The organism is Mesorhizobium sp. BR-1-1-10, assembly GCF_020165595.1.
GTDB classification, from domain to species: domain Bacteria; phylum Pseudomonadota; class Alphaproteobacteria; order Rhizobiales; family Rhizobiaceae; genus Mesorhizobium; species Mesorhizobium australicum.
This window is the reverse complement of sequence record NZ_JAIUIL010000006.1, coordinates 213718-232078: the sequence shown is the minus strand read 5'-3', so window position 1 is coordinate 232078 and position 18361 is coordinate 213718. Positions and strand designations below refer to the sequence as shown.

18 protein-coding genes and 1 tRNA gene are annotated in these 18361 nt (G+C 63.3%); 9 read left to right on the top strand and 10 right to left on the bottom strand.

Features of this window, described 5'->3' with window-relative positions; genetic code table 11:
* Window positions 1–2 precede the first annotated feature (2 nt).
* A complete protein-coding gene (locus LB555_RS15155; protein WP_140821283.1) occupies window positions 3–878 on the bottom strand; it encodes an AraC family transcriptional regulator in 876 nt (291 codons plus the stop codon).
* A gap of 248 nt (window positions 879–1126) precedes the next feature.
* Between LB555_RS15155 and LB555_RS15150 the strand changes: the two genes are divergently transcribed.
* From LB555_RS15150 to LB555_RS15125, 6 genes are all read left to right on the top strand, one after another.
* Window positions 1127–2593, top strand: a complete 1467-nt coding sequence (locus LB555_RS15150; RefSeq protein ID WP_140660718.1) for an alpha-glucosidase/alpha-galactosidase — start codon at window positions 1127–1129, stop codon at window positions 2591–2593.
* 103 nt (window positions 2594–2696) lie between these two features.
* Entirely contained in the window at window positions 2697–4778 is a 2082-nt protein-coding gene (locus LB555_RS15145) for an ABC transporter substrate-binding protein (RefSeq protein WP_224683172.1), read from the top strand.
* Window positions 4779–4911: 133 nt separating this feature from the next.
* Window positions 4912–5919: an ABC transporter permease gene (locus tag LB555_RS15140; RefSeq protein WP_140821278.1), complete on the top strand. Its 1008-nt coding sequence runs from the start codon at window positions 4912–4914 to the stop codon at window positions 5917–5919.
* On the top strand, window positions 5920–7056 hold the full coding sequence (locus LB555_RS15135) for an ABC transporter permease (protein WP_224683171.1): 1137 nt from the start codon (window positions 5920–5922) through the stop codon (window positions 7054–7056).
* Window positions 7057–7066: 10 nt separating this feature from the next.
* On the top strand, window positions 7067–8734 hold the full coding sequence (locus tag LB555_RS15130; protein ID WP_224683170.1) for an ABC transporter ATP-binding protein: 1668 nt from the start codon (window positions 7067–7069) through the stop codon (window positions 8732–8734).
* Window positions 8735–8753: 19 nt separating this feature from the next.
* The gene (locus tag LB555_RS15125; RefSeq protein ID WP_224683169.1) at window positions 8754–10124 is read left to right on the top strand and encodes an alpha-glucosidase/alpha-galactosidase; all 1371 of its coding nucleotides are present in this window, start codon (window positions 8754–8756) and stop codon (window positions 10122–10124) included.
* A gap of 11 nt (window positions 10125–10135) precedes the next feature.
* Here LB555_RS15125 and yacG read toward each other — a convergent pair whose 3' ends face one another.
* The 9 genes from yacG to LB555_RS15080 all read right to left on the bottom strand — a co-directional run bounded on the left by yacG (window position 10136) and on the right by LB555_RS15080 (window position 15729).
* Window positions 10136–10333, bottom strand: a complete 198-nt coding sequence (yacG, locus tag LB555_RS15120; RefSeq protein ID WP_023772777.1) for a DNA gyrase inhibitor YacG — start codon at window positions 10331–10333, stop codon at window positions 10136–10138.
* Window positions 10330–10956, bottom strand: a complete 627-nt coding sequence (locus LB555_RS15115; RefSeq protein ID WP_015316264.1) for a Maf-like protein — start codon at window positions 10954–10956, stop codon at window positions 10330–10332. The genes yacG and LB555_RS15115 overlap by 4 nt, the downstream gene beginning before the upstream one ends.
* A gap of 24 nt (window positions 10957–10980) precedes the next feature.
* On the bottom strand, window positions 10981–11199 hold the full coding sequence (gene infA, locus LB555_RS15110; protein WP_006329283.1) for a translation initiation factor IF-1: 219 nt from the start codon (window positions 11197–11199) through the stop codon (window positions 10981–10983).
* Window positions 11200–11286: 87 nt separating this feature from the next.
* Window positions 11287–11748, bottom strand: a complete 462-nt coding sequence (locus LB555_RS15105) for a low molecular weight phosphatase family protein (RefSeq protein ID WP_224683261.1) — start codon at window positions 11746–11748, stop codon at window positions 11287–11289.
* Window positions 11736–12221, bottom strand: a complete 486-nt coding sequence (locus LB555_RS15100) for a UPF0262 family protein (RefSeq protein WP_015316266.1) — start codon at window positions 12219–12221, stop codon at window positions 11736–11738. Before LB555_RS15100 ends, LB555_RS15105 begins: the two co-directional genes overlap by 13 nt.
* 6 nt (window positions 12222–12227) lie before the next feature.
* A complete protein-coding gene (gene hisD, locus LB555_RS15095) occupies window positions 12228–13520 on the bottom strand; it encodes a histidinol dehydrogenase (protein ID WP_140715864.1) in 1293 nt (430 codons plus the stop codon).
* Window positions 13521–13527: 7 nt separating this feature from the next.
* Entirely contained in the window at window positions 13528–13962 is a 435-nt protein-coding gene (locus LB555_RS15090; RefSeq protein ID WP_015316268.1) for a DUF2948 family protein, read from the bottom strand.
* A 168-nt stretch (window positions 13963–14130) separates the two neighbouring features.
* On the bottom strand, window positions 14131–15423 hold the full coding sequence (murA, locus tag LB555_RS15085) for a UDP-N-acetylglucosamine 1-carboxyvinyltransferase (RefSeq protein ID WP_224683168.1): 1293 nt from the start codon (window positions 15421–15423) through the stop codon (window positions 14131–14133).
* 129 nt (window positions 15424–15552) lie between these two features.
* A complete protein-coding gene (locus LB555_RS15080; protein WP_015316270.1) occupies window positions 15553–15729 on the bottom strand; it encodes a hypothetical protein in 177 nt (58 codons plus the stop codon).
* Window positions 15730–15889: 160 nt separating this feature from the next.
* Here LB555_RS15080 and LB555_RS15075 point away from each other — a divergent pair.
* The 3 genes from LB555_RS15075 to LB555_RS15065 all read left to right on the top strand — a co-directional run bounded on the left by LB555_RS15075 (window position 15890) and on the right by LB555_RS15065 (window position 18358).
* Window positions 15890–15964 (top strand) — tRNA-Thr (locus tag LB555_RS15075).
* Window positions 15965–16071: 107 nt separating this feature from the next.
* On the top strand, window positions 16072–16473 hold the full coding sequence (locus LB555_RS15070; protein ID WP_224683167.1) for a serine O-acetyltransferase: 402 nt from the start codon (window positions 16072–16074) through the stop codon (window positions 16471–16473).
* Between the two features lie 217 nt (window positions 16474–16690).
* Window positions 16691–18358, top strand: coding sequence for a DUF882 domain-containing protein (locus LB555_RS15065; RefSeq protein ID WP_224683166.1), 1668 nt, complete (start codon window positions 16691–16693; stop codon window positions 18356–18358).
* The last annotated feature ends 3 nt before the right edge of the window (window positions 18359–18361 follow it).

Sequence of the window (18361 nt, the reverse complement as noted above, 5' to 3'; positions counted from 1 at the left end):
CATCAGGTCTCGTCGTCCGACACCCTGGCGCCGCGCCTGGCCGGCGTTCGCAAGCTGGCATACATGCCGGTGGTGCGGAACTGGCTGGGCGTCGTGCCGTAGAGGCGGCGAAAAACCTTCGAAAAATAATTCGCATCCTCGAACCCGCACAGGATGGCCACTTCCTTCACCGGCAGGAAATCGGCCTTGGTCAGCAATTTCGCCGCCCGCTGCAGCCGCTGCTGCAGCACGAACTCGGCGGGCGGCAGGCCTTCGCTCTCGGCGAAGCAGCGTGAGAAATGAGCCCGGCTCAGTCCGCTGATCTGGACAAGGTCCGCCACCGGCAGGGCTTTGTCGAGATTGGCGTTGATATGATCGATGACCGGCTGCATGGCACTCTGTTTTTCGGCAAAGGCGTGCGAGCCGAACACATCGTCGTAGAGCGCCATCGCCGCCTCGTAGGCGATCGCCGAAGCAGCGCCTGGAGAAGCGGCCCCTTTGATAAGACGCAGACTGCAATCGGCAAGATGATCGATCGTCGCCGGCTGCAGCCGAAAGACCGGTCCCGACACGTCGAGGATCGACTTGTGGACGCGCAACGCCTCCTCGCCGTTCATCGAGATCCAGAAATATTCCCAGCGCTCGCCCCTGGCCAGCCAGTAGCGGTGGTTGTGCGGCACCAGCACCAGCAGCGTGTCGTTCGTCTGCAGGCGGTAATCGCGGTTTTCGTAGCGCAACCGGCCGGTACCGCCGATCGTATGCTGCAGGACGGTGAACGGTGTCTGACCGCGCTTTCGCCCGTCCCAGTCATAGGTCACGTCCTCGCGCACCTCATAGCCCGTGCTCGTCGGCATGGCATGCAGGCGCTGGCGGCCGCGCGGCAGCGAGACGGTCCGCATTGACTCTCCGTTGGCGATTAAATCCCGCAGCACAAAATTACCCCTGAAAGCATAATCCTTCTCTGGCCGCGCCCGCGAATAAGCGCATAATCGCGCCTCGAAGAACGCGAATAGCCTGCGAACGAGGAGCGGGCGGGAGGAGAGAAAAGCCGGATTCCGGCTTGAATGGCATGCGCCCAAAGGCGTGTGGCCATCTTTCTTCCCTTGCTGCTCCTTGCCTAGCATTCGATTGGACCGAGGTGAAGGTGATGAGTTTCAAAATCGCTATTATCGGCGCCGGCAGCGTCGGTTTCACGAAGAAGCTGTTCACCGACATATTGTGCGTGCCGGAATTCAAGGACATCGAATTCGCGCTGACCGACATCAGCGAGCACAATCTCGCGATGATCAAGGCGATCCTCGACAGGATCGTCGAGGCGAACAATCTGCCAACGAGGGTGACCGCGACGACCGACCGCCGCAAGGCGCTCGAGGGCGCGCGCTACATCATAAGCTGCGTGCGGGTCGGCGGCCTCGAAGCTTATGCCGATGATATCCGCATTCCCTTGAGATACGGCATCGACCAATGCGTCGGCGACACGATCTGCGCCGGCGGTATTCTCTACGGTCAGCGCAACATTCCGGTGATCCTGGATTTCTGCAAGGACATCCGCGAAGTCGCCGATACCAACGCCAAATTCCTCAACTATGCCAACCCGATGGCGATGAACACCTGGGCGGCGATCGAATACGGCAAGGTCGACACGGTCGGTCTCTGCCATGGCGTCCAGCACGGAGCCGAACAGATCGCCGAGGTGCTGGGCGCGAAATCGCCGCGGGAACTCGACTATGTCTGTTCCGGCATCAACCACCAGACCTGGTTCATCGATTTGCGGCTGAACGGCCGCAAGATTGATAGGGATGAGCTAATTGCCGCCTTCGAGGCACATCCGGTCTATTCCCAGCAGGAAAAGCTGCGCATCGATGTGCTCAAGCGCTTCGGCGTCTATTCGACCGAAAGCAACGGCCATCTCTCCGAATATCTGCCTTGGTACCGCAAGCGCCCCGACGAGATCACGCGCTGGATCGACATGTCCGACTGGATCCATGGCGAGACCGGCGGCTACCTCCGCTATTCCACGGAAACCCGCAACTGGTTCGAGACCGAATATCCGCAATTCCTCGAAGCGGCGTCGAAACCGATCGACGCGTCAAGGCGCTCGAACGAGCATGCGAGCCACATATTGGAGGCGCTGGAAACCAACCGCGTCTATCGTGGCCACTTCAACGTCAGGAATGACGGCGTGATCACCAATCTGCCACGCGACGCCATCATCGAGTCACCCGGTTTCGTCGATCGTTTCGGCATCAACATGGCCGCCGGCATCACGTTGCCGGAAGCCTGTGCCGCTACTTGCATGGCCTCGATCAACGTCCAGCGCATGTCGGTCCACGCGGCGATATCTGGCGACATCGATCTTCTGAAGCTTGCCGTGCTGCATGACCCGCTGGTCGGCGCGGTGTCGACGCCGGAGGAGGTCTGGCAGATGGTCGACGAAATGGTCGTCGCCCAGGCGCAATGGCTGCCGCAATATGCCCATGCGGTTCCGGCAGCCAAGGAGAGGCTGTCGAAATCCACGGTCAAGACGCGGGAATGGGCCGGTGCCGCGCGGCGAAGCGTGCGCTCGATCGAGGAACTGCGCGCCGAAAAGGCCGCGCTGAAACAGGCCGTCTGAGAACCGGGCGCGGCGGCGGATCCACGGGAGGCGGATCCACCGCAGTCTGCCGTCCAGGCAAGATACGAGCAGCAGCAAACGTCTGAACAGGAGGGAGGAGACAATGAGGAACCTACGCAGCATTGGCATTGCCACCGGACTGGCGCTGAGCGTCTCCGTTCCGGCGCTCAACGCTTTCGCTTCCGAGCCGACAATCCCACCGGTTCCGGCGACGTTTCCGGCCGAGGGCAAGATCAAGTACGTGCCGCGCGACTCCATCCTGGAGTTCAAGGCGCTGCCCGACTATCACGAGCCCGATTGGGTCACGGAAAAATACGTCAAGGCCGGCAAGCTGCCGCCGGTGAAAGATCGGCTGCCGAAAGAGCCGCTTGTCTTCAAGACCGCCAACATGCCGGACGGCATCGGCGTCTACGGCGATACGATGCGCCATGTCATCGGCGGCCGGCCCGAAGGCTGGAACTACGGCGCCGGCCAGACCCAAGGGTGGGGCGGCATCGACATCGGTCTTTCCGAGTGCCTGACGCGCACCGCGCCGCTGTTCCAGGTCGAGGCGAAGGACACCGAGCCGCTGCCCAATCTTGCCAAAAGCTGGGATTGGTCAGCCGATGGCCACAAGCTGACCATGCATCTCGTCGAAGGTGCCAAATGGTCCGACGGCGTGCCGTTCAACGCCGACGACGTCATGTTCTACTGGGACGACGAGGTCATGGATCCCAACGTCTCGCCGCTCAATGGCGCCACCCAGGAAACCTTCGGCGTCGGCACGACGCTGAAGAAGATCGACGACTACACGGTCGAATGGACCTTCAAGGACGCCTTCCCGAAACAGCACCTCTACGCAATGGCCTATGGCACCTTCTGTCCCGGTCCCGCACACATTTTGAAGCCGCAGCACCCGAAATATTCGAAGAACACCTACGACCAGTTCAAGAACGCTTTCCCGCCCGAATATATGAACATGCCTGTCATGGGCGCCTGGGTGCCGGTCGAATATCGGGCCGACGACATCATCGTCATGCGCCGCAATCCCTACTATTGGAAGGTGGACGAGAAGGGCAACCAGCTGCCCTATCTCAACGAGCTGCATTACAAACTGTCGACCTGGGCCGACCGCGACGTTCAGGCGGTCGCCGGCGCCGGCGACTTCTCCAACCTCGAGCAGCCGGAAAACTTCGTCGCCTCGCTGAAGCGCGCGGCGGAGGCGAACGCGCCGGCGCGCCTTGCCTTCGGCCCGCGGCTGATCGGCTACAATCTGCGCCTGAACTTCTCCGCCAATGGCTGGGGCAATCCGGACGAGCGCGGCCAGGCGATCCGCGAACTGAACCGCAACGAGGATTTCCGCAAGGCCGTCACCATGGCGCTTGACCGCAAGGCGTTGGGCGATTCCCTCGTCAAGGGGCCGTTCACCGCGATCTATCCAGGCGGCCTCTCCTCGGGCACCAGCTTCTATGACCGCAAGTCCACCGTCTACTATCCATTCGACCTCGAGGGCGCCAAGGCCGAACTCGCCAAGGCCGGTCTGAAGGACACGGACGGTGACGGCATCGTCAACTTCCCGGCCGGTACCGCCGACGGCAAGAACGTCGAAATCGTGATGCTGGTCAACAACGACTACACGACCGACAAGAGCCTCGCCGAAGGCGTGGTCGCGCAGATGGAGAAGCTTGGCCTCCGGATCGTGCTCAACGGGCTTAACGGCACCCAGCGCGATGCCACGCAATATTCAGGCCGCTTCGACTGGCTGATCCGGCGCAATGAGCAGGAGCTGACTTCCGTGGTGCAGAACACCGTGCAGCTCGCTCCGGTCGGCCCCAAGACCAGCTGGGATCACCGCGCGCCGGAAAGCGGCGAGGTCGACCTGATGCCTTTCGAGAAGGACCTCGTCGACATCGTCAACAAGTTCGTCTCGTCGGCGGACAACAGCCAGCGCGCCAGTCTGATGCGGGACTTCCAGAGGATCTCGACCGAGCACGTCTACAATGTCGGCCTGACGGAATATCCCGGCGCCTTGATCGTCAACAAGCGCTTCTCCAACATCCCGCAAGGCACGCCGATCTTCATGTTCAACTGGGCCGAGGATTCGATCATCCGCGAACGGGTCTTCGTCGCGGCCGACAAACAGGCGAAATACGAATTGTTCCCCGAAGAGCTTCCCGGCAAGCCTGGAGACAAGGGCCCGATGTAAGTTTAAGGGCCGATGCAAGTTTACCTCCCTGACTGAGAGACACCCGGCCGCGTCGATGGCGCGGCCGGGACAAACCAACCCTCCGAACGCCCCTCCAGGGGAGCGTCCGGCGAGATGAGGAAGCGGACCGTCCATGCTGCGATTCCTGCTCATGCGCATAGCGTCGGCAATCCCGGTTCTCGCTATTTTGAGTCTCGTCACCTTTGCCATCATCCAGGCGCCGCCTGGCGATTATGCCGATTACATCCGCTCGCAGCTGATCAACCAGGGCGGAGCCTCCTTCGCGGAGGCCGACGCACAGGCCCAGGCCTATCGCGTCGAACACGGCCTCGATAAGCCGCTGCCCGTCCAGTATCTCAACTGGATCGGCGGCGTCGTCACCCGCGGCGATTTCGGCTACAGCCTCTATTACAACAAGCCGGTGGCCGAGGTCGTCGGCGAGCGCCTGCCGCGCACGCTGCTGCTCGCGCTGGTCTGCCATCTGCTCGCCTCGGTGCTCGGCATCACTTTCGGCATATGGGCCGCGACCCGGCAATACACCTGGATCGATTCCACGCTGTCGGCCATCGCCTTCCTCGGCATGACGGTGCCGCGCTTCCTGATGGCGCTGATCATCGTCTATCTCCTGGTCTTCCAGTTCAACGTGTCGGAGATCGGCTCATTCTTCTCACCGCAATATGGCGGCGCGCCATGGTCGTGGGCCAAATTCGTCGACCTGGTCAAGCATGTCTGGCCGGTGGTGGCGATCGCCACCTTCGGCGGCCTTGCCTACAATATGCGCGTCATGCGCGGCAATCTGCTCGACACGCTCAACGCGCAATATGTCGAGACAGCCAAGGCCAAGGGCCTGACGGGCAGCGCCGTCGTCATGCGCCACGCCGTGCCCAATGCCTTGCATCCGCTCGTCATGTACCAGGGCGTGGTGCTGCCATACATGCTGACCGGCGAGATCGAGACGGCGATCATCTTCGCGCTGCCGACCGTCGGTCCGGCGATCGTCGGTTCGATGGCGGTCGGCGACGTCTATGTCACAGCCACCTTCATGATGGTGCTGTCGGCGACGCTGATCGTCGGCAACATCATCGCCGACATGCTGCTCGTCCTGCTCGATCCGCGCGTGCGCCAGTTCGGGGAGGGCTAGATGCTGGCGCGAGAGCCTTCACCACCGCCACTGCCGGCCGAGCGAGCCACAGTAGCGCCCGCACGCGGCAATGAGAGCTACATGGCGCTTGTCTGGCGCCGGCTGAAGCGCTCCTGGACCGGGATGGCTGGGCTTTGGCTGGTCGTGCTCTTGCTGGTGATGGCCGCGTTCGCCGAATTCCTGGCCCCGATGGATCCGAAGGCGACCGATGTCGGCTTCGCCCCGCCGCAGCTGCCGTCCTTCCACGACAAGGATGGTAATTTCGTCGCGCGGCCTAGGGTCTATGCGCTGGCCGATTCGGCCGATCTCGATCCGGTCACCTTCCAGCCCATCGTCGGCCCCGACTACGACCACCCGAGGCTGCTTGGCTTCTTCGTCGAGGGCGCGCCCTACAAGCTCTTCGGGCTGATCCCGGCGAACCGGCACTTGTTCGCCTCGACGGACGGCCAGCCGGTGCATTTCCTCGGCACCGACAAATTCGGCCGGGACGTGCTGTCGCGCGCCATCCATGGTTCGCGCGTCTCGCTGATGATCGCGCTGACGGTGGTCTTCATCATCACGGCCATCGGTACCACTGTCGGCATGGTGTCGGGCTATTTCGGCGGCCGGTTCGACGTCTGGATGCAGCGCTTCGTCGAACTGGTGCTCGCCTTCCCACAACTGCCGCTCTATCTGGCGCTGACGACGCTGATCCCTGTCACCGCGCCGACCAATGTGTTCCTCGGCTTTGTCATCATCGTCATGTCGGCGTTGGGCTGGGCGCAGATGTCGCGCGAGGTGCGCGGCAAGACACTGGCGCTGGCGCGCATCGAATATGTGCGCGCCGCCATGGCGGTCGGCTCCACCGACCGGCGCATCATCCTGCAGCACATCTTCCCCAATGTGATGAGCCACGTGATCGTCGCCGTGACGCTGGCCATCCCGACGGTTGTGCTGCTCGAATCCTTCCTCGGTTTCCTCGGTTTTGCCGTCAAGCCGCCCCTGATCTCCTGGGGGCTGATGCTTCAGGACACCGCGACCTATTCCGTCATCGGTACCTATCCCTGGATCCTGTCGCCGGTCGGTTTCGTGCTGGTCACCGTCTTCGCCTTCAACGCGCTCGGCGACGGCCTGCGCGATGCCGTCGATCCGTATTGAGGGGACAGGAATGACCGTCGTACTCGCCGAGCCCTTCGCACCAGCCTTTCGCCTCGATCATGATGGGCGCCAGGGAGAGCCCGTCATCGACGCCCGCAACATCGAGGTCGCCTTCAAGGTCGAGCACGGTACCGTCGAGGCGGTCAAGGACATCTCGTTCCAGCTCTATCGCGGCGAGACGATCGCGATCGTCGGCGAATCCGGTTCCGGCAAGTCGGTGACGGCGCGCACCGTCATGGGCCTGCTGTCGCGCCGCGCAACGGTGTCACCGAAATCGAGCGTCTGTTATGACGGACAGGACATTCTGAAATTCCCCGAGAGCGCCCGGCGCAAGCTGCGCGGCAACCGCATCTCGATGATCTTCCAGGAGCCGATGAGCTCGCTCAACCCGATTTACACGGTCGGCAGCCAGATCGTCGAAGCGATCCGGGTGCATCGCAAGGTGAGCCGCAAGCAAGCCTGGGCGCGGGCGCTGGAACTGCTGCGGCATGTGCAGATTCCCGAGCCCGAGGCGCGGCTCAAGCAATATCCGCACCAGCTGTCGGGTGGGCAAAGGCAGCGCGTGATGATCGCCATGGCGCTCGCCAACGATCCCGACGTGCTGATCGCCGATGAGCCGACGACCGCGCTCGACGTCACGGTCCAGGCGCAGATCCTCAACCTGATACGCAATCTGCAGAAAGAGCTGCGGATGGCGGTAATCCTGATCACCCACGACCTCACCGTGGTGCGCAAGTTTTCCGACTACGTCTATGTGATGCAGCATGGCGAAATGTGCGAGCACAACGTCACCGAAGGGTTGTTCGCTGATCCGCGGCATCCCTACACCCGGCGATTGCTTGCCTCCGAACCAAGAGGACGGCCGCAACCGTTGCCCGAGGGCTGTGGCACCATCCTCGAAGCGAATGGCGTGCGCGTCTGCTTCATGCTGCGCCACGGCACGTTCTTGAAGCCGGACTGGCGTGAACTGGTCGCGGTCGACGACCTCGATCTCAAGCTTTGCCGCCATGAGACGCTTGGGCTGGTCGGCGAATCCGGCTCCGGCAAGACCACGTTCGGCCAGGCGCTGCTCCGGCTGACCGACGCGCAACGCGGTGAGATACGCTTCGATGGCCAGCCGATCCATGGCCTGTCGCGAGCGCAGATGCGGCCGCTGCGGTCGCGCATGCAGATCGTCTTCCAGGACCCGTTCTCCTCGCTCAACCCGCGCATGACGATCGGCCAGATCATCGAGGAAGGGCTGGTCGTCAACAGCATTGGCGCAACACGGCGCGAGCGGGTCGAGCGGGTGCGCGAGGCGCTGGTCAGCGCGGGCATGCCGGGCGATATCCTGTCGCGGTTTCCGCATGAATTTTCCGGCGGCCAGCGGCAGCGCATCGCCATCGCCCGGGCCATCGCGCTCGAACCCGAATTCATCCTGCTCGACGAGCCGACATCGGCGCTGGATCTCTCCGTCCAGGCGCAGATCATCGACCTGCTACGCAAGCTGCAGGACGAGCGCGGCCTGAGCTATCTCTTCATCTCGCACGACCTCAAGGTGGTGCGCGCGCTGTGCCACCGCGTCATCGTCATGCAGCACGGCAAGATCGTCGAGCAGGGACCCGTCGACCAGGTCCTCACCAATCCCAAGACCGCCTACACCGAACGGCTCGTCAGGGCCGCTTTCGACGTGGCCTGAACATATGCCGGAGGTTAACGTGGCAAGACATCCCAGGATCACTTTCATCGGCGCCGGCTCGACGGTGTTCATGAAGAACATCGTCGGCGACGTGCTGCAGCGCCCGGCGCTTTCGGGCGCCACGATCGCGCTGATGGACATCAATCCGCAGCGGCTGGAAGAAAGCGCCGTCGTCGTCAACAAACTGATCGCCACACTCGGCGTCAAGGCGATGGCCGAGACCTACACGGACCAGCGCAAGGCGCTGGCGGACGCCGATTTCGTCGTCGTCGCCTTCCAGATCGGCGGCTATGAGCCCTGCACCGTCACGGATTTCGAGGTGCCGAAGACATATGGCCTGCGCCAGACCATCGCCGATACGCTCGGCGTCGGCGGCATCATGCGCGGCCTCAGGACCGTGCCGCATCTGTGGAAGATCTGCGAGGACATGCTTGCCGTCTGCCCGCGGGCCATCATGCTGCAATATGTCAACCCGATGGCGATCAACACCTGGGCGATCTCGGAGAAATATCCCGAGATCAGGCAGGTCGGGCTGTGCCACTCGGTGCAAGGGACGGCGATGGAACTGGCACACGATCTCGACCTTCCCTATGACGAGATCCGCTACCGCTCGGCCGGCATCAACCACATGGCTTTCTACCTGCAGTTCGAGCATCGCCAGCCGGATGGATCCTATCGCGACCTCTATCCCGATCTCGTGCGTGGCTATCGCGAAGGCGGCGCGCCCAAACCCGGCTGGAATCCGCGCTGTCCGAACAAGGTGCGCTATGAGATGCTGACGCGGCTGGGCTATTTCGTCACCGAGAGCTCGGAGCATTTCGCCGAATACACGCCCTATTTCATCAAGGACGGCCGTCCCGATTTGATCGAGAAATACGGCATTCCGCTCGATGAATACCCCAAGCGCTGCGTCGAACAGATCGAGCGTTGGAGGGACCAGGCGCGGGCCTACCGCTCGGCCCAGCGCATCGAGGTCGAAGAGTCGAAGGAATATGCCTCCTCGATCATGAATTCGGTCTGGACCGGCGAACCGTCGGTCATCTACGGCAATGTGCGCAACAATGGCTGCATCACCTCGCTGCCGCGTGATTGCGCCGCCGAAGTGCCGTGCCTGGTCGATGCGTCCGGCATCCAGCCGACCTATATAGGCGACCTGCCGCCGCAATTGACGGCGCTGATCCGCACCAACATCAACGTACAGGAACTGACGGTGCGGGCGCTGATGAGCGAAAACCGCGACCACATCTATCACGCGGCGATGATGGATCCGCACACCGCGGCCGAACTCGATCTCGACCAGATCTGGTCACTGGTCGATGATCTCCTGGCCGCACATGGCGACTGGCTGCCGGCCTGGGCGCGCGTCAAACGCAAGAACGAAGCCGCCTGACCGGCGCTCGTCTACTTCGGCTCGTCGGCGTCCGGTTCTTCCTCGTCGTCGCGGGCCGAGATGACATAGGCACCCTTCAGCCAGCGGTTGAGGTCGATGTCCTTGCAGCGCGTCGAGCAGAATGGATAGGTCTCGCGCGCCGATGGCTTGCCGCATTCCGGGCACGGGCGCTTGGGCCGCAGGGGCGTGACCTTGTCGTCGAGGCTCATGGTCGCGCGGACAACCAGTTTTGATGCGTCTTGAAACCTTCGCCCGACAGCAGCGCCACCGTCTCGTAGAGCGGCAGGCCGACAATGTTGGTGTAGGAGCCGACGAGCTTGACGACGAAGGCGCCGGCCAATCCTTGCACGGCATAGCCGCCGGCCTTTCCGCGCCATTCGCCGGACGCGACATAGGCGTCGATCTCCTCGCGCGGCAGCCGCTTGAAACGCACCCGCGTCTCGACCAGTCGCTGGCGCAGTTTGCCGCCTGGCGTGATCAGGCAGATGCCGGAATAGACCCGGTGCGAACGTCCGGACAACAGCCCGAGGCAGTTGGCGGCGTCATCCAGCGTCTCGGCCTTGGGCAGGATGCGCCGCCCGACGGCGACCACCGTGTCGGCCGCCAGCACGAAGCTCGGCGCATGGTCCGTCTCGGACTTCAGCGACGCGAACGCCTTCTCGGCCTTTTCCTTCGACAGCCGTTTGGCCAGCGAGCGCGGATGCTCGGCACGCAGCGGCGTTTCGTCGATATCGGCTGGCAGGATGCGGTCCGGCTCGATGCCGGCCTGCTGCAAGAGTTCGATGCGGCGCGGCGAACCCGAGGCAAGCACCAGCTTTTGCAAAATGCTCATCGCTTTACCGGCCGGGTCTTGATCTTACTTGAAGCGGTAGGTGATGCGGCCCTTGGTCAGGTCGTATGGCGTCATCTCGACCAGAACCTTGTCGCCGGTCAGCACACGGATGCGGTTCTTGCGCATGCGGCCGGCAGTATGGGCGATGATCTCGTGTTCGTTTTCGAGCTTTACCCTGAACATCGCGTTGGGCAACAATTCCGTGACGATACCCGGAAACTCGAGGACTTCTTCCTTCGGCATTCGATACCTTTGCTTGGATGGCAGTTCCAGCGCCCCGGCTGGAATTTCGGCGGAACCTATATGATAATCTGTCGCTTGTGAACACGCTTAATCGCCAGGCCTCGGAACGGTGAACCGGCTGTAGATCCGGGCTTTCAGCCGCTCGCGCACGTCGCGATAGCTGGCCATGATGTGTTCGCGCGTGCCGCCGGCATCGGTCGGATCCGGCGTCGGCCAGTATTCCACCTCGACGGCAAGCGAGCGCGTGAGTTCGAGCGCGGCATGGTGGGCCTCCGGCGCCAGTGTCACGATCAGGTCGAAATAGTCGTCCTCGAGATCGTTCAGCGTCCTTGGATGACGCTCACCCAGCGACAGCCCGTCCTCGGCAAGCACGGCATCGACGAACGGGTCGCGCTCGCCGGCGCGCACGCCGGCCGAGGCGACGAAGACGGTGGCGGGCAGCATCCGGCGCGCCAACTGCTCGGCTATCGGCGAGCGCACGGCATTCATGCCGCACAGGAACAGAACCGAGCGGGGCAGGGCGCCGGGGGCCAGGATCAGCCCCGCCAGTGCAGCACGCAGACCAGCGTGAACAGCCGTCGCGCCGTGTCGAAGTCGATGTCGATCTTGCCGGAGAGCCGATCCATCAGCGTCTGCGAGCCCTCATTGTGCAGGCCACGGCGGCCCATGTCGATCGCCTCGATATGGCTCGGCGTCGAGGAGCGGATGGCGTCGTAGTAGCTCTCGCAGATCATGTAGTAATCCTTGACGATGCGCCTGAGCGGCGTCAGCGACAGGATGTGGGTGACGACGGCAGTGCCGTCCTCGCGTGCCACGGCAAAGACCAGGCGGGACTCGGCCAGCGACAGCTTCAGCCGGTAGGGACCCGCACCGCTGTCGTTGACAGGCTGAAAACTATTCTCCTCGATCAGGTCGAAGATCGCCACCGCCCGCTCATGCTCGACATCGGGCGTCGAACGGCCGATCGATTCATCGAGTTCGACATCGATCAGTTTTGCGCGGGTTTGACCGGAGCCCGTCATACCGGCCTACATGTTCAGCCGTATGGCGACAGAGCGGCCATGCGCGTCAAGCCCTTCCGCCTGCGCGAGTGCGATCGCCGCCGGTGCCAGCACGCGCAACTGCTCCGGTCCGAGTTTGAGGACCGAGGTGCGCTTGACGAAGTCGAGCACGGACAGGCCCGACGAGAAGCGCGCCGAGCGCGCCGTCGGCAGCACGTGGTTGGAGCCGCCGACATAGTCGCCGATGACCTCGGGCGTGTGGCGGCCGAGGAAAACCGCGCCCGCGTTGCGCATCTTCGCCAGGAAGCCTTCGGCATCCTCGATGGCCAGCTCGACATGTTCGGCGGCGATGCGGTCGACCAGCGGCAGCGCGGCCTCGACCGTCGCAACCAGGATGACGGCGCCGAAATCGCGCCAGCTCTGGGCCGCCGTTTCCGCGCGCGGCAGGCTCCGCAGCTGGCGTTCGACCGCCCGTTCGACCGCCTTGCCGAATGCTGGGTCGTCGGTGATCAGGATCGACTGCGCCGACACGTCATGTTCGGCCTGGGCGAGCAGATCGGCGGCGATCCAGTCCGGATCGTTGTCGCTGTCCGCCACGACGAGCACTTCGGAAGGGCCGGCGATCATGTCGATGCCGACCGTGCCGAACACCTGCCGCTTGGCTGCGGCGACATAGGCATTGCCTGGACCGACGATCTTGGCGACGGGCTTTATCGTCTGCGTACCATAGGCGAGTGCCGCGATCGCTTGCGCGCCGCCGACGCGGTAGATTTCGGAGACGCCCGATATATCCGCCGCCACCAGCACCAGCGGGTTGACGACGCCGTGCGGTGCCGGCACGACCATGACGATGCGCTCGACGCCGGCTACCTTGGCCGGCACGGCGTTCATCAGCACCGAGCTCGGATAGCTTGCCGTGCCGCCCGGCACATAGAGTCCGACCGCTTCGACCGCCGTCCAACGCGAGCCGAGCTCGACGCCGACGGCATCCGTGTAGCGTTCGTCCTGGGGCTTTTGCCGCTGGTGATGGGACCGGATGCGGTCGCGTGCGAATTTCAGCGCCTCGACCGTGGCCGGATCGGCCTCGGCATAGGCGCCGGCGATGTCTTCCGCCGAGACGGCAATGCCGAGCTTGGCGAGGTCGCCTCCGCCGAATTTCCGCGTGTAGTCGATCAGTGCCGCATCGCCCTCGGCACGCACGCGCGCGATGATGTCTCGCACCACGGCGTCGACGTCGGCCGACACCTCGCGCTTGGTCGTGAGAAACGCGGCGAAACGCTGCTCGAAATCGGCGTCGGACTGGGCAAGCGTGATGGCCATCGTATGCTCAAGCCCTGTGGATGGGGCGCGAGGTGGCTTCCCACGCACCGCCAATATCGGCAAGGCGGGCTTCGATGCATTCGACATCGAGCATGATTGTGCCGCCGCCCGAAAAGATCAGTTCGACGATGCCCGCGGGCTTGCTGATCTCGATAAAGCTGATCGCCAGCAAGGAGAGAATTTCGGCGGGCTTGTCGCGGGCGATACCGTTGGTCTTGGCGCCCAGCACCCGGTCGAAATGCAGCACGGCCTGCCGTCGTTCATTGTGCTGGCGAAACAGGCCGGATTTGGCCTCCCACACGAAACGGTTCATGGTCAGGACGAAGCGTTTGGCCTTGGGCAGGAATTCGAGGTCCGAGACCTTCATCACGGCGTCCTGGAGATGGGCCGAGACGATGCTCAGATCCTGGTCGTCGAGCGCGATAAGCTTGAGGGCGGTCATCCGGATTTTCGACCTACAGGTTGGCTTCAGCCTCTGTTAGGCGGTCTTTCCGGTCGGTGCAACCACCCCACGACGTCCGCCCGAGGCATTGCCTCGGGTTTGCGCTGCGGGCAGACGGGCGCCAGCGCTATGAGCCGCCCTTTGCCAGAAGTTGCTGCTGTCCGACCGTCAGGCGGAAATACGTTCGATCACCGCGCCGCAGTTGGACAGCTTTTCCTCCAGCCGCTCGAAACCGCGGTCGAGATGATAGACACGGTTGACCGTGGTTTCGCCTTCGGCCACCAGGCCGGCGATGACCAGCGACACGGAAGCGCGAAGATCGGTCGCCATGACTGGCGCGCCCTTCAGCTTCGCCACGCCGTCGACGATCGCCGTCTGCCCCGAGAGCGTGATGTGGGCGCCGAGCCGAGCCAGTTCCTGGACGTGCATGAAGCGGTTTTCGAAGATCGTCTCGGTGATGCGCGATTTGCCCTTGGCCATGGTCATCAGGCCCATGAACTGCGCCTGCAGATCGGTCGGGAAGGCCGGGAAGGGGGCCGTCGTCACGTCGACGGGTGAAATGCCGGCGCCATTGCGCTTCACGCGGATGCCGGAATTGGTCTGGGTGATCTCCGCGCCCGTCTGGGAAATCACGTCGAGCGCCGTCTGCAGCAGCTCCGGTCGTGCGCCTTCCAGCACGACGTCGCCGCCGGTCATTGCCACCGCCATAGCATAGGTGCCGGTCTCGATGCGGTCGGGGATGACACGCACGCGCGCGCCCGACAGCGCTTCGACGCCGTCGATGGTGATGGTCGGCGTGCCGGCGCCGGAAATTCTGGCGCCCATGGCGTTCAGGCATTCGGCGAGATTGACGATCTCGGGCTCGCAGGCGGCGTTTTCAAGCACCGTCTCGCCCTTGGCCAGCGACGCCGCCATCATCAGCACATGGGTGGCGCCGACCGAGACTTTCGGGAAGACATAGCGGTTGCCGACGAGGCGGCCGTTCCGGGTCTTGGCGATGACGTAGCCGGTATCGACATCGATGTCGGCGCCCAGTGCCTGCAGGCCTTCGAGGAACAGATCGACCGGGCGCGTGCCGATGGCGCAGCCGCCGGGCAGCGACACCTTGGCCTCGCCCATGCGGGCCAGCAGCGGGCCGATTACCCAGAACGAGGCGCGCATTTTCGACACCAGTTCGTAAGGCGCCGTCGTGTCGACGATGTTGCGAGCGGAGAAGTTGATGGTGCGCGAATAGCCCTCATTCTGCTTCTCACGGCGGCCATTGACCGAATAATCGACGCCATGATTGCCGAGGATGCGGATCAACTGCTCGACATCGGCCAGATGCGGCACGTTTTCCAGTGTCAGCGTGTCGTCGGTCAGAAGCGAGGCGATCATCAGCGGCAGGGCGGCGTTTTTCGCGCCCGAGATCGGAATGCTTCCGGCAAGCTTGTTGCCGCCGACAATTCTGATGCGATCCATGGAGACTGTCCCTCTCGGCCAGAAAAGGGCCGGTTCAATCGTTTGAGTATCGGCCCGTCTAGACCATTGACCAATTTGGTTCAAGAAATAGGATTTCGCCCACCCCGGCCGAAGAGTGGCCGATTTGAGTTAATCTTTCTTCATTTCCTTGGCCGCGCCGAGCCCGTCGGGCCGCTGGTCGGCCTCGCCTGTCCGGCGCGAGCGCGACTGCGCCTTGCGCTTCTGCAGGTTGGCCCGCAACTGCTCGGCGAGCCGGTTCTTGCGGGTTGTTCCGCTGTTCTTCGGTGGATTTGTCTTGTCGTTCATTGTCCCGCCACGGCTGGCGCCCGGCCAACCCGCTTTCAGGGATAGCCAACATTGTGGCGCCGCCATGTCAATAAAAGCTATCCGGCAAAGCCATTCACAGAAGCGTTGTTCTTGGCCTTGCGCTTGCCGGTTCGATATGGCAGAAGCCCCGCCATCAGCGGCTGCGGTAGCTCAGTGGTAGAGCACTCCCTTGGTAAGGGAGAGGTCGAGAGTTCAATCCTCTCTCGCAGCACCAGACACCCTGCAAACAACGCGGCCTGTGACACCGTCTTTCCGGCACGGACAGGCGATGAAGTCACGGCATGCGCCGGGCACCGGATCGCGCAGTCGGACAATTCCGTCGTGTGCCGGATAGCCCGTCTCTTCCTCTCGCTGAAGATGAGGAAATTCGGCATACAAATCCCCGTGGAGACCAGCATCGGCCATGGCTTCTACATAGGCCATGGCGGCCCGTGCGTGGTCCATCATACGGCAACGATCGGCAACAACTGCAACATATCCCAGTATGTGACGATCGGGGCGACGCTTGGCAAATCCGCGTCGATAGGGAACGAGGTCTATATCGGCCCAAACGTGTGCATCGTAGAGGAGGTCACGATCGGCAGCCGCTCGCTTATCGGCGCGGGTGCCGTTGTCACCAGGAATATTCCGGCGGGGAGCACCGCGGTCGGCGTCCCCGCGAGGCCGATCGACAAGGCGCGGCAGCACAATTTCATCACCAATCGATGGCCGCCGGCAATGTGAACAGGTCTATAGTGCTTGCCGGTGGCGCGCCCTCATCGGTCGAACGCATGCTCGGCATGACACGATTCGTTAACCAAGATGCTGTTCTTCGACATGTCGGGTTGTCGGACGGCTGCCTGTCCGGCTGGTTAAGTCATTGCCGGGGAGAGTGCCGAACGAAAGCTCCTCATCTGAGCGAAGACGTCAAATCGCCTGAAACAGGAACGATGTGCAAGGCATGAATGGGATTGAAAGCGAACAAAACCCGCTCGGCGCTTCCCGTCGTTGGACATGGTTGCCGGCCATTGCGATGGCGTTGGTTTGCATGTGTGTCACCGATGCGTTCGCCGAGACGCGCGCCTTGCGGATTCAGCATCTTCATACGGGCGAGAAGGCCGAGATCGTCTTCAAGCGCGATGGGCGCTACGATCAGGCGGGCCTGAAGAAGATCAACTTCATGCTGCGCGACTGGCGCCGCAACGAGCCGACCAGGATGGACCCGCGCCTGCTCGACCTGGTCTGGCAGGCTTATCGCGCCAGCGGCTCGACGGCCTATATCCATGTGGTCAGCGCCTATCGCTCGCCGGCCACCAACGCCATGCTGCGCGGTCGTTCGAAGGGCGTGGCCCGCGAAAGCCAGCACATGGTTGGCCGCGCCATGGACTTCTTCCTGCCTGACGTGCCGCTGAAGAAGTTGCGCGACATCGGCCTGAAGATGCAGGGCGGCGGCGTCGGCTATTATCCGACCTCCGGTTCGCCGTTCATTCATATGGATGTCGGCAATGTGCGGCATTGGCCTGGCATCAGCCGCCTGGAACTCGCCAGGGTCTTCCCGAACGGCAACACGCTGCATGTGCCGAGCGACGGCAAACCGTTGCCTGGCTACGAGCAGGCGTTTGCCGCCTACGAGTCACGCAAGGCCGCCGGCACGCCCAACATCGAACTGGCCAGCGCCGACCGCGGCCAACGCAGGCCAGCGCGCGGCCTGCTGGCGACGCTTTTGGGTGGGCGCGGCGCGGATGAAGCGGACGATGCCGCGGAAGCGGCGCCTGCGCCACGCAAGCCGACCAAGTCAGTTGAACCTAAAACGGCCGGTGATCCCAAGATGCCTGGCGACTCCAAGACGGCTGGCCAGGGCATTGCTATCGTGGCGTCGGAGGCAGCCCAGCGGGCGGACGTCCAGACCCCCTCCGCCGATCCGGCTGAAGAAACGTCTGCAAAGACGCCTGAAGCGATCGTCATGGCGATGCCGCCCGGCACGGTGCCGATACCCGCTTTCGCACCGCGCCCCGGGTTCGCCGCCACCATTCCAACCCCGCAAGCCGTGCCGTTCGGCGTAGCCAGCAGCGCATCCACCGCGCGGGTTGAACCGGCGGCGACCGGTGCCGAAAATCCCGTGGCCAGGATGAATGCCGCCCCCGCGATTGCCGGTCCGGACATGCTGGCGCTCAACATCCCTGTCCCGACATGGCGACCGCAAGACCAGACGGGCCCCGCGCGTCAACCGGAGGCGGCCAAATCCGCCGATGCAATCGGTGCCTTGCTGGCCACGCATCACGTCGATGACAGCCTCGATTCGCTGGCTGGACAGCGGATTGCAGTCCCTGCATCGAAACCTGAAGATCGTGTCAGGACCAGCCCCAAGGCCGACCGTGTCCAGCCACGTCTCGATCCCGAAGCCACCGCCGTCATTCTGCCAGCGGCGCCGACCGGCCAATCGGTTGAGACCGGGCGCCGCATCACCGGAACCGGCTCGACAGCGGCGACCGTCATTGCCGCCAATTTCATCCGCACGGCGCCGGAGCAGGTCTATCTCGATGGCTTCCAGCCACGAGGACAGACGTCCGATCACCGCCGCTTCACCGGCTCCGCTGTGAAATTCCTGCCCATCGCCAGATTCAGATAGGTC